At 46.6% G+C, this 11,592-nt stretch carries 11 protein-coding genes; all 11 read left to right on the forward strand.

The features are described from left to right. Window positions 1–2: 2 nt before the first annotated feature. Window positions 3–2,474, forward strand: a complete 2,472-nt coding sequence (locus FYJ39_RS13330; protein ID WP_154472960.1) for an Hsp70 family protein — start codon at window positions 3–5, stop codon at window positions 2,472–2,474. Further along, complete coding sequence (locus FYJ39_RS13335) at window positions 2,461–3,810, forward strand: hypothetical protein (RefSeq protein ID WP_235919838.1); 1,350 nt, start codon at window positions 2,461–2,463, stop codon at window positions 3,808–3,810. The genes FYJ39_RS13330 and FYJ39_RS13335 overlap by 14 nt, the downstream gene beginning before the upstream one ends. After that, window positions 3,807–4,502, forward strand: coding sequence for a hypothetical protein (locus FYJ39_RS13340; protein ID WP_154472961.1), 696 nt, complete (start codon window positions 3,807–3,809; stop codon window positions 4,500–4,502). Before FYJ39_RS13335 ends, FYJ39_RS13340 begins: the two co-directional genes overlap by 4 nt. Window positions 4,503–4,513: 11 nt before the next feature. Continuing rightward, window positions 4,514–5,287 carry a hypothetical protein gene (locus FYJ39_RS13345; RefSeq protein WP_154472962.1) on the forward strand — a complete coding sequence of 258 codons (774 nt, stop codon included), beginning with the start codon at window positions 4,514–4,516 and terminating at the stop codon, window positions 5,285–5,287. A gap of 20 nt (window positions 5,288–5,307) precedes the next feature. Further along, window positions 5,308–5,940 (forward strand): hypothetical protein, encoded by a 633-nt coding sequence (locus tag FYJ39_RS13350; protein WP_154472963.1) that lies wholly within the window; start codon window positions 5,308–5,310, stop codon window positions 5,938–5,940. Then, on the forward strand, window positions 5,927–7,339 hold the full coding sequence (locus FYJ39_RS13355) for a hypothetical protein (RefSeq protein ID WP_154472964.1): 1,413 nt from the start codon (window positions 5,927–5,929) through the stop codon (window positions 7,337–7,339). Before FYJ39_RS13350 ends, FYJ39_RS13355 begins: the two co-directional genes overlap by 14 nt. A gap of 16 nt (window positions 7,340–7,355) precedes the next feature. Then, window positions 7,356–8,762, forward strand: a complete 1,407-nt coding sequence (locus tag FYJ39_RS13360) for a contractile injection system protein, VgrG/Pvc8 family (protein ID WP_154472965.1) — start codon at window positions 7,356–7,358, stop codon at window positions 8,760–8,762. 14 nt (window positions 8,763–8,776) lie between these two features. Then, window positions 8,777–9,748, forward strand: a complete 972-nt coding sequence (locus FYJ39_RS13365; protein WP_154472966.1) for a pentapeptide repeat-containing protein — start codon at window positions 8,777–8,779, stop codon at window positions 9,746–9,748. Then, window positions 9,745–10,266 (forward strand): imm11 family protein, encoded by a 522-nt coding sequence (locus FYJ39_RS13370; protein WP_154472967.1) that lies wholly within the window; start codon window positions 9,745–9,747, stop codon window positions 10,264–10,266. Before FYJ39_RS13365 ends, FYJ39_RS13370 begins: the two co-directional genes overlap by 4 nt. Beyond that, on the forward strand, window positions 10,267–11,103 hold the full coding sequence (locus FYJ39_RS13375) for a DUF4280 domain-containing protein (RefSeq protein ID WP_154472968.1): 837 nt from the start codon (window positions 10,267–10,269) through the stop codon (window positions 11,101–11,103). An 11-nt stretch (window positions 11,104–11,114) separates the two neighbouring features. Beyond that, the coding region (locus FYJ39_RS13380; protein ID WP_207708702.1) for a hypothetical protein at window positions 11,115–11,592 on the forward strand (478 nt) is incomplete at its 3' end.

Below are 11,592 nucleotides of genomic sequence, written 5' to 3' on the forward strand. Positions count from 1 at the left end.
TTATGAGCAGGTATACATATACGCTGAATCCGAATCGGATCGAAATGGAAAAAAACACATATAGGCAGAGTGAGCTGGAAAAGATGACCATGTTTCATCTGCGTGAAATCTGCCGGAAAGAAAAGCTGGTGGTTCCAACAGGTTCTATTTCCGATCGGGAGGCATTGATTCGGATACTTATGCGGTTTCGAGGGAGAAAAGAATATCGCCATATCACAACTTGTTGTGAGGGCGGGCTGGAGCGTTTGGGAGATTATCTGCAGACCCATGAACTCAAGCCCGTTACAGATGTGAAGATGCATTTTCCAGGAACGATTCTCTTGTATGAAGATACTGGCTTAAATGAATTGGACAATTATCAGGTAAGAATGGATGGAGCCTTGTATGAAGGGAATCTTTTGCTGGTAGATGAAAAGCTCCACGTATATACCTGTTTTTATATCAGACAGACAAAAAACTCGGCATGGCTGGCGAAGGGGAGGGACGTGCCAGTGAAGGCCTTGGAGAAGCATCAATACTCCCTCTTGTATTTTCCGAATGAAAGGGATTCAGAGTTTATATATGATTGCTATCATGGGAACCGGACTGTTTTTCCAGGATGTATGGAAGTGGTTCAAGTTCCGCTTTTAGATATTCAGGAGCAAAAGGTGCCACAGGCAGCTCTCCCTCTGGTGATAGACTTTGGAAGTTCCAATACAGCCATGGGAATTTGTCTGCCGGACGGAAAGACAAAGGTCGCCATGGTAGACGGACTGCCGATTATCCCCAGTATGGTGGGAGTACGGGTACTGGAGGGCGACCGGACGGAATTTTTGTTCGGGGCGGATGCCGCTGCTCTGAGCGGACAGAATTACCGGGATGAGGATGTGGCAGTTTTCTATGACATTAAACGCTGGATTAGCGATGCGCAGAGAAGTGAAAGCGTCATCTTGCAAAACGGCTTTAAATATCAGTTTTCCAGGAGAGAGCTGCTGCGGGCGTATCTGGATTATCTGCTGAACCTGGCAAGGCAGCAGTTTAAATGCAGCTTTACACAGATTCAGCTATTAGCGCCGATCCGGCAGAAAGAGAAGTTTAAGGGACTGTTTAAGGAGCTGCTCCCGGAATATACGGTTGACTGTGAATTGGATGAGGGGATAGCTGTGCTGTTTTACAGCATTGACAGGATGATACAGAACAAGATGTTTGAGGGAGGGAAATGGTATCATGCTCTCACCATTGACTGTGGAGGCGGCACCACAGATCTGGCTTCAGGGAGATTCCGAATTGACAATAATAGGGTATCTTACATTGTGGACTTGGAGACACGGTATGAAAATGGAGACACGAACTTTGGCGGTAATAACTTAACGTTTCGTATCCTTCAGTTATTAAAAATCCGGCTGTCAGAGGAGCTTGGATTTCTTGCCAAAGAAAGCAATGACCAGGCAGAAGAAAATGCCTATGATGCACTTGATATGCGTTATCAAAAAGCGGAAGTATTCCTTCCTACACGGTTTAAGGAGTATGAGGAAAGGAGCCGCGTGCATTATTTCTTTGTAAAAAATAATTATTATTATTTGTTTGAACTGGCGGAACGGGTTAAGAAGACATTCTTCCAGCCAAGATTTCTTTATAAACTTCAAATTTCCACGCAGGCAGGAGGGGAAGAAAACATGCTGGCGCTGGATAAGTGGAGACTCTCCATATGCAAGGACGGACAATTTAACCATATGTCAGAGCCGCTTTCCTTCAGCCTGTATCGGAATGAAGTAGAGGAACTGCTCAGACCGGATATTTATAGCTTGATGGAACGGTTCCTGGATAAAAAATTCAGGCAGGGGGAGCTTTATGATTATGAGATGATCAAGCTGACGGGGCAGTCCTGTAAATCTTCTCTGTTTACCGAAGCATTAAAGCAGTATGTCCCTGGAAAGCTGATTCAGAATACAAAACGAGACAGTGACGGCAACGAGCTAAAACTATGCTGCCTGGAGGGAGCGCTGGCATATTTCCTGAACTGTAAGCTAGGCTATATGCAGGTGAACCAGAGCTACCAGGTGGCAAGCCTGCCTTATGAGATCATGGCTTTTACTCACGAAAATGAAGAAAAAATCCTGGTTCAGAGTCTGGATGAAGAAAACCATATCGGATATATTTCCAGATTCCGCATTGGACGGCAGTTGGATCTGTATCTGAATGATGAGCAGGGACAGCGCCTTAGGACCTATTTCTATGAATATGATACGTCAAAGTTTCAAAAGACTACGCAGGAGGAAATAGAGAGAAAGTATGGCGGGACAGTCATCCAGGAGGAAACGGATACCATTGTAGAAGGAGAAATGAAGTTCTTTGTCTGGGCCTCTAAGAGACGCTGGGGATTTATTGTGCTACCGATCCTGCGGGACGGGGAGCAGCTTTATATGGATGAAGAAAGATTCTTTGATTTTGAGGATGATACATGGGAACAGAATTTCTTTGATGGAAGGAAATAGAGATGGAAAGCAGCAGGCAGTAGGGAGTGAGCAGACGATGGGGCACATAGATGATATGAAAGAGCTGATCCGGCAGGAAATCCAGTCCATTGGAACGTTGGAGGAACGGGTAGCTTTTAAAACTCTGATGGAAGAAGTATTTTTAGCCATCTACGAAGAAAATGAACATATGTATACGGAACTGGAACATCGGGTGCAGGATGAACTTGCCTATGATGTGAATCGATATCTGGTGAAAACAGGCGTGATTGAACGGCAGATGTATGATACTACCCACCACTTGATGTCCCCAATGGACGAGAGGGATTTGGAAACAGAGCAATACGGTATGGATCAAATTCTGGAATCTGTGCGTGCAGGGGAAGAATTCCGGATGATGAAGGTGATGCTTCGGTGCGATTACCTGCAGATACAGAAATTATGGAAGAAGGAGATGGAGTTTGACGCAGTAATCGAAACAACATCCCCGGAGAGAGAATGGGGGATTCGGGTGAGACTGCATCCCAATACGGAATATCTGCAAAAAATCGGGCATCTGTACCATCTGTTCATTAAAAACGGAATCCCATGGCAGACGATCAATACACCATATCTATATAAAATGGCGGATATCTGTGTGACAAAGCTTCCAGAGGGAATTGACGGGACAGAAACAATTCGCCGCATCCGGTTTCAGTTTGGGGAGTATCATTCTGTGGTGTGCCAGGATCTGATTCCCATCTGGAACATCCGGAAACTGTCATTGGACAGCATCGGCTTTCCGATTCCCTGTGGGGATCATAAAAGTTTTGAACATTCCATATCGATTAAAGAGTATGGCGTCCAGCACGCTTATCTGGCAGAGGATGATAAAGAAATCCAAAGCATCCGCCAGAGGGCGGAACGATTGACGATTACCAGCCGCATACAGGAAGCAAAGAAGTGGGAGGTATATGTCATACAAAACGCACAGGACAATCGGATTGATTATTATACTTATCCCGTGATTCAAAATGAACGGGCGGAAAACTTTTCTGAAAAATTCCAGAGAAAATGGAATCAAAGTATAAAAACACAGGCAGAACTGGCACGGTTTATCCGAGGATTTGGCTTAGAAGAATATGCAGCATACCAAAGCTATGAGATTTTGGAACAATTCCAGGGGAAAAAAGAGACCTATTCCATGAATCCATTTATAGAGGATGAAATTCGGGATACCAGAATGCAAAGGAAACTATTGCTTTGCTTCCGTGCAGGGGAAAAGGAGCCATGGCTGCAAAGGGATATTGCCAGTTTCATTGTATCAGAGGTTCAACGGCTATATCCTGAATATGAGTGCGGAGGTATGATAGTATGAAGTACCTATGGGAAATAGCGTTGGAGGCTTATAAGCGCGGAATTCCACTGAAAAAGCTGTATTTTATGCATGATGTGTGCAGCAGCGCTTACATGGAATTATCCCTGCCGTGTGTAAACCAGGAAGAACTCTATGGGGAAACTAAAATCGGGGTCAACACCTATTTTCGCTTTTATCAGATCTTTAAAGATTTGTATGGGCCGGATCAAACAGCCTATCCGTCTCTTAGGGCTAGCCTGACAAACGTGTTACTACATATGCTGGCGGAAAATGATTCCCGCCAGGGAATGACAAAGGAAGAATATTATAAAAAGCTGCTGGCTTCTGACATCGGGGCTGGCGTGAATGGCGAAAGCATACAAAAGGTATTCACGATGCTGAACAGAGATGAGAAGGAGATCCTGCTGAGCGGATGGCTTCGTTGCTATCAGGTAGGAAGTTCGCTGGCAATTTTTATCGACATGATCCATAGCCTGGTAGAAGACAGTATTGTATATCACAATAATGACTGCCCGGATGAAATCTTAATTTACACAGGGATGGAGAAGAATGAAAAGACAGAGCAGAGGATTCGGTGTCTGACAGAACTATTCCTGGATATCCGGTATCATGTGGAAATTTACTATGAGCATCATTTTGGCATCATCGGAATCAATGACACGATGCACATTGATGAGATCGCCATGTACTGACAGGAGGGTAAATGTTTAAGAATATATATCCATTGTTTGAACGGAAACGGATCTTAAAGAAGGAGATGCTTGAGAACCTGCGGGATTATCCAAGAAATTTGTTTGAAATCATGTATGAAGACTATGCAGATGGAATACTGGCAGGATGCCGGATAGAAGCGAGAAGAGAGGAATTGGTGATTTTGCCTGGAATTTTGTATCATCATCACATTCCATATTTTCTGGAAGAAGCATGCCATGTCCCCTATCAGTCAACGGGTACGGTTCAGTATTTGAAAGTACATTTCGCTGATAAAACATCAGGAGCAGGGCAGGAAGAATACTTGTCACAGATCGTACTTGATGAAAGGAAACCGGAGGAAAGCTGCGAGATGGAGCTGGCACGCTTCAAACTCCAGGAAGGAGCCAGGCTACGGGTTGAGTATGTAGATTTCTTCGATTACAGCACAGAGTTTGATACGGTGCATATTATCCATAGGCCTTATGCGTCACCGGGAAAGAGCAGCATTGCGCCAGAGATTGTGAAGGCGTTTGCAAAAGCCCTGATGGGGTATCCGGTGCAAAGCCCGTGGGATTATGTATTCTGTATGGATGCATTAAGGGAACGGACGCTGCCCTATGAAGAAATCAGCGCCTATTTAAATGTCAGAGGGAAGGCACAGAAGGCATGTTACCAGAACTGGGAGATCTATGAAAGCCTGAAGCAGATCCTGCTGGAAGCGTCAGGAAAAGAGCAGGCTGGCAGGCAGATGGAGCGGAAAGAAAAGAAGCTGCTGTTGATGTAAGAAAATGCTGGAGGTACGTCATGGAAATAGACCGTTTGATTGCCCTTTTTGAGAGGGAGCAAAAAAATGCAGAAGAGATGGAGAAGATAAGGGAGATGCGGGCAGCTGCTGATCCCAGAAAACGGATCTCCTACACAGTAGAGGAACTGGCGAAGGGAATCAAAGGCGGGAAATTGTATCTGTATACACTGAAATTGCATTTTGAACCGAGAGAGATCCTTGGAGGGAGAATCCGCATCCCTTTTATCCAGAACTGTTTTGATATTATGGAGGAAATGCAGGACCATGAACTTTGCATCAGCCAGAAGCGCAAAATCAGCTTGCTGTCAGCCTGTGCACCCAGCGGGGAGCCGGGGGATTTTCAAACATGGGCAGAGAAGGTAAAGGACGGTGTGGAGCTGTCTGGACTGAAACTAAAAAACCTGCAGTTCCGGTCGGCAGGATTGATTGACTATATGATCTATGAAGTAGCATCTGCGGAAGGACTTATCTATAATATTCATTTCCGTTTTTGGAAAGATGCATGTATATATACCGGGGTATGGAACTGTATGGAAGAAGAAAAAGATGGCTGGGGACGTTTGCTGGAAGCGATGCTCCATGTTATGGGGGAAATGAACTGCCAGGAAGGAGGGGGCCATGGAATCGAATAGTATGCAGGAGGCCATTACCTATACGGAACTGACTCTGGCATTTGGAGATATAACTGCAAGGGTTATGAAGTTGGACATACGGGAGATGCCAAACCGTCATGGAGAACTTTATGCAGAAGCGGAAGCAGAAGCAGAATCAAAGGAAGTAATCCTTCATGAAGGAAACGGAACCGTTTCTTTGAATTATAGAAAAAAAGGAAATCCGATTCCTGTTTTTCAAGGTCTGATTACCAGACTGGAGGTGAAAGCGCTGGGGGATACCTATTATGTAGCGCTTCATGCAAAGACATTCAGCTTCTTGATGGATCTGCAGAAGAATACATTTGCCTATCAGGATCCAGGTATGTCCTTTCATCAGCTGATCCATCAGTTGATATCGGCTTTTCCAGACGGGCAGGCGCTGGTAAGGGTATCTGACCAGCCAGTAGGACAAGTGGAGTTTCAATATCAGGAATCTTCCTGGGAATTTATAAAACGGCTTGCTTCTCAGAAAAACTGTTTTGTATATGCAGACAGCGCCATGCCGTCTCTCTGTCTCTTTGTGGGCCTGCCAGGGAGAAAAGAGGATGTGGCATGGGACGCCTTTCCTTACACCAGCCAGAGAGATATGATTCTGCCGGAGATAAAGGACATGCCAATGGGCATAGTTTCTTACCGGATAGAAACATATGATATCGTTCCGCTTGGGACGGAAGTCCTCTTTCATGGACGGGCTCTTGCAGCAGCCGGTATCAGGCGATATTTAAAAAATGGTTTGTTGATCAATGAATATGAGCTATGTTCTGCGGATGGGCAGAACAGGCGGGAATATTACAATCCTCTGCTATGCGGAGTCTCTGTTTATGGGACAGTGGTGGATGTAAAGAGAAATAAGGTATGTGTGCAGCTGGAAACAGATGCGCTGCCTTCATACCAGACGCCGTATTATTATCCTTTTTCAACCGTAGCGGCATCTCCCGACGGAAGCGGCTGGTACTGTATGCCAAAGACAGGGGACCCAGTACGCATCTTTTTTCCCACCAGCAACGAACGGGAAGGGTATGCCATTGCAAATGTACAGGGAGAATCTTCGCCTTCAGCTGGAAGCCCAATAGGGAATCCTGAATTGAAGGATATTACAACACCAGATGGGAAAACGGTACAGTTTATCAGCAATGGGATCTTATTATCTGTAAACGATAAGGCAGGGACAGTAACCCTGACCAATGATGGGAAAGCAAAGGTAGAGTCCAGGCAAGGCATATCTATCCATGCCGCAGAGGAAATCCGAATGGAAACACAAGGGGAAACCGAACTGAGTGCAGAGGAAGAGATCCAGATAAACTGCGTTGGGGGAGGCAGTATTTCTATCAAAGGGAATACCATAACGGTAGACGCGGCAGTGATTGAGAACAATTAAAATCAGGGAGGTTCATATGGCATATAGTTTACATGACCTGAAGGTGATCGGTATGGAAACAGCAGAGATTTTAAGCTGCCGGATTGAAGGAAAAACTGGAGAGCATACCAGCCTGTCTTTAAGGACTTATGTGGAAAATGAAGAAACGATCGTCTATGAAATGCTTTACTGCCAGCCTCTGGAGGTGCACGCCAGAGGGGAAGCGGGTGAGGAAGTTCTTTTTTGCGGAGTGGTATCCAATGTCCAGATACATCATCTGGCGGATGTCAGTATTCTGGAAATCGAGGGAAAGAGCGCCAGCTGGCTGATGGATATTACGAAAAAATCACGTTCATTTCAGAATCAGCAGATGCGTTATGCGGAATTGGTGGCTGAGGTACTGAAGGATTATCCAGGCAGCAATATGGTGTATGCGGCACAGGATGCTCCCACTGGAAGCCTGATCCTCCAGTATGAGGAAACAGACTGGACATTTTTAAAGCGGGTAATGTCGAAGATTGGGGCAACCGTAACGCCTGAAAGCCGCCATAGGGGGATAGCCATATATGCGGGAATCCCTGCGTTGGAGGGACGGGAAATTTCATATCAGATTAAAACTATGGAAAAGGATATGGATACCTACTATTACCTAAAGGCAAATGGACGCCAGGTGCAAGCTGTGGATTTTACGCGGTACATGATTTCTTCCAGGGAGCTTCTCGGAATTTTTGAACAAGTGGCAGTTGAAGGTGTATGTTTGACGGTGGATTCGTTCCAATACCTCTTTGAAGGGGAGGGAATAGAGGGAATCTATACGCTTCAGATGGCAAGAGGACTTATAAAGGCAGAACTCTACCCTATGCAGTTGATTGGGGCAGCGCTTATGGGGAAGGTGGTAAATGTGTCGGGAGACCGGATTCAGGCAGCGCTTGAGATTGATGGAGGAGTCGCGTGCAGAGCTGCATTCTGGTTTCCCTATTCCACTATGTCAGCATCACCAAATGGGAGTGGATGGTATTGTATGCCGGAGATAGGGGATGATGTGAGGATCTACTTCCCATCCAAACATGAAACGGAAGCAATCGCATTGAGCGCTGTAAGCGGATATGAAAGTCCAGAAAGCGGTGATGACTGTATGGGAGATCCCAACAGTCGGTATTTGCGTACCAAGTCAGGGCAGGAACTGGCACTGGCCCCAGGACATATGAAACTGTCCTGCGCAGGCGGAAAGGCAGCCCTGATGGTCAAGTCTGACGGAAGTATATCCATTACTGCAGCAAATTCCGTTCATTTAACAGCGGAGGAAAAAATAGTTCTCCATGCAAAGGAAAAAATGATCCTCCATGCCCAGGATAGGATCGAGCTGCAGAGTACGGAGGGAGGCTCGATTAGCCTGGCAGACAGTAAGGCGGTATTTCATGGAACGACAGTCAACCTGGATTGACGGAGAGGAGAAGTATGGACCGGGAAACAGCATTAAGAGAATTTCAGAGCGTCACAGCAGACAGGCGGGAAAGCTATCGGATGCAGATTGCCCTTTGCCTGGCAAAGCATAAGGAAGAACTGGAAGAAGTGATACATGAGGCATCCAGAAAGCTGGGGCAGCAGATGAAGGCATTAAAAAAAGAATATGTCAGCTTTTTGTATGGCTCTGTCTTAAAGTCGGATGTGATCCAGAATAAGTACCGTTTTTATTTCCACGCCATGACCTTGCAGTGGTATCTGGATGACGAGCCGGCTGAGGCTTATGTGGATGCAGATACAATTTTAAGACCTTTTGTGGAGCTTCGTGAAAACCTTACGGATGAAGTGAAAAAATACAATGGAAAAGTAAACCAGTATGACATTTGGAAGCTTCTGTTTGAGGAACTTTCCTACCTGGATGCAGTGATTGCCGGCATTCTCCGTTATCAGCTGCAGGACTGGGAGAGGAAGGAAATCTTTTCGGATCTGACCCTGTCTCCGTATTGGATTTTTAAATGGGGGGAATACCGGGGGCAGACACAGTTTGTCCTGGCGACAGATCGTGTTCCAAAGGAAAAAGGGATATGGGAAGAGGAAATCCGGAAGGCAAAACAGGACAAGGAGGCGCTTGTTTTCAGCTATTGGTATCAAGGTGAGTATGAAAAAAGCCGCCTCCATAAGCTGGATATGCGGTTCAGCGTGTTTGAGCAGTGCAGGCTTACCGGGATTTGCCTGGAACAGTGCAATATGGAGGGCTGCCGTTTTCCGGACAGCAGAATTTCCTGCGCCAGTTTTGAGGGCAGTAATCTTACAGGGGCAGATTTTACCCGCTGCGAACTGGAACAAGTGTCTTTTACAGGAACGGAGTTGACAGGAACAAAATTCCGATCAGAACAGGTTCCGTTTTTGAACCTGACACCGGATCAGCTTCAGGACGCTATACTGGTCAGGGAGGAAACTGCATGAGATATTTTTTTATCACACAAGACACAGGACTGCCGCATTCGATCCAGTATCGGGATTTTGACATAAAAGGAGGGCGTCATCTGTTTCTGAAAGCAGATCAGGAAAGATTGAATGAGATGACAGTTTTATACCTGGACGGAAAGGGAGAAGAAGCCAGACCGGATTTTATCCAGAGACCGGTCACTATGTTTTCCGAAAGGCTTCAGGATATTCTGGAGGCATATGAGCCGGAACTGATTTTTAAGGATGTACTTCTGATTCACAAAGAGAAGGAACTCCAGTACCGCTATGTACATACTCTCATGGATCAGTTGGAAGCGATTAGCCAGAATTCAGAATTTTATCCCAATGGGATGGAAAAGCGGCTGATTTTGGATGGCAGGAAAGCAGCAGGGCATCATCTGTTTTTGCTGGAGAACAGCCGGCGAAGGGATCCTCTGGTCAGTTTGCCCCTGGCAGAGAGCCTGCTTCGCAGGAACTGTATAGGAATCCGCTTGGAGGAGGTGGAGGTGGAATAGATGGGAGAACAGGAATTATTTGCCCTGGAGGAAGCGTCCGGCAGGGCAAACCAGGCATTTATGGAGAGCTATGGCGCGCTGCAGCAGGCCAGTGATCGGTCGGTAGCAGCGAAAGAGGCGTATCAGAGTGCGCTGAATGAGATGGAGAACGGATACAACCAGATACCGACAAAGGAACAGCAGGAAAATCTCCGGAAAGCCAGGGAGGAGCTAACAGCGGCAGAGGAAGCGCAGAAGGCGGCCGAAGGGAAATACGAAGAAACGGCGCAGGCGGCACAGGAGGCCTCTGACGCTGTACAGGCAAAAAAAGAAGCACTACGGGCGTCCAGGGCCACGGACACCACCTATGTTGTCCATGGAGCGCGGATGGAATGTAGCTGCGGCATGCGGGAGAGCTATCTTTTGTTGGAACATAGCCATGGGGTGCTGACCAGAGGGATTCCCCAGATGACCGTCAAGGATTTCCGGTTAAATGAGAATATCATTAATTTTGGAGGCTGCACCAGCACAGAAAATCCATCTACGCAGGAAGCAGCTCAAAAAGCGGTTCAGGCGGCAAATCAGGCAATCCAGGAAGAAAAGAAGAATGAGGGCTTTCTGGGAAAGGTAGTCAGTTGCTTCGCAGGAGACGGTAAAATGGATACAAAGCAGATTGATGACAGTGTGATTTCCCAGTGCATGGGGGAATGCATCGCAAAATTTGCTGCGAAAGAGGGATGGAGAAAGGGTCATGAGAAGGTGACGGTTAATGGGGACGCCCCGCTTCTGCGTCGATGTGAACTGGATTGTATCTATGGAGGACGAATTACGATTTTAATATCCGGGCAGCCGGAGTAAGGTGAGTGCTTATGAAGATAACATATCAGGGATTAACGATCAGCATCCCGTTTGACGGGGTGATCCAGGTGGAGGATTTCTCATTTGATGCGGCATTTAACTGTCATGGAAGGGTCTTTTTGCGTTTGCTGGCAGAGGAAGAAAAAATTCAAGGATCGATCCATGCCCTTCAGGATGGGGCAAACGTGGAGGTCTATGAAAACAGCCAGCTGTTTGCCGGAAGGATTCTGCGGGCAGAGATGGAAACGGTCCGGGGGCTGTATTATCTAAAGCTGGAAGCGTGTTCCTATACGATGGACTGGCAGCGTGTTCCTGTGAGCCGGAGTTTTTTGAACCTGGATGCCACCTATGAGCAGGTGATGCAAAAAGTGCTGGAGGATCAGGAGCGGGCGCAGATCAAAGACTGCCTGACAAACGGAAGGGTAATCCCGGACTTCCTTTTGCAGTATGAGGAATCCGACTGGGATTTTCTGATCCGGCTGGCCAGTC

It is taken from the genome of Clostridium porci, assembly GCF_009696375.1.
GTDB classification, from domain to species: Bacteria; Bacillota; Clostridia; order Lachnospirales; family Lachnospiraceae; genus Enterocloster; species Enterocloster porci.

Excerpts from the sequence above, each read along its gene's own strand:
- FYJ39_RS13330 (WP_154472960.1), top strand. The coding sequence starts at position 3 with ATGAGCAGGTATACATATACGCTGAATCCGAATCGGATCGAAATGGAA.
- FYJ39_RS13335 (WP_235919838.1), top strand. The coding sequence starts at position 2,461 with ATGGAAGGAAATAGAGATGGAAAGCAGCAGGCAGTAGGGAGTGAGCAG.
- FYJ39_RS13340 (WP_154472961.1), top strand. The coding sequence starts at position 3,807 with ATGAAGTACCTATGGGAAATAGCGTTGGAGGCTTATAAGCGCGGAATT.
- FYJ39_RS13345 (WP_154472962.1), top strand. The coding sequence starts at position 4,514 with ATGTTTAAGAATATATATCCATTGTTTGAACGGAAACGGATCTTAAAG.
- FYJ39_RS13350 (WP_154472963.1), top strand. The coding sequence starts at position 5,308 with ATGGAAATAGACCGTTTGATTGCCCTTTTTGAGAGGGAGCAAAAAAAT.
- FYJ39_RS13355 (WP_154472964.1), top strand. The coding sequence starts at position 5,927 with ATGGAATCGAATAGTATGCAGGAGGCCATTACCTATACGGAACTGACT.
- FYJ39_RS13360 (WP_154472965.1), top strand. The coding sequence starts at position 7,356 with ATGGCATATAGTTTACATGACCTGAAGGTGATCGGTATGGAAACAGCA.
- FYJ39_RS13365 (WP_154472966.1), top strand. The coding sequence starts at position 8,777 with ATGGACCGGGAAACAGCATTAAGAGAATTTCAGAGCGTCACAGCAGAC.
- FYJ39_RS13370 (WP_154472967.1), top strand. The coding sequence starts at position 9,745 with ATGAGATATTTTTTTATCACACAAGACACAGGACTGCCGCATTCGATC.
- FYJ39_RS13375 (WP_154472968.1), top strand. The coding sequence starts at position 10,267 with ATGGGAGAACAGGAATTATTTGCCCTGGAGGAAGCGTCCGGCAGGGCA.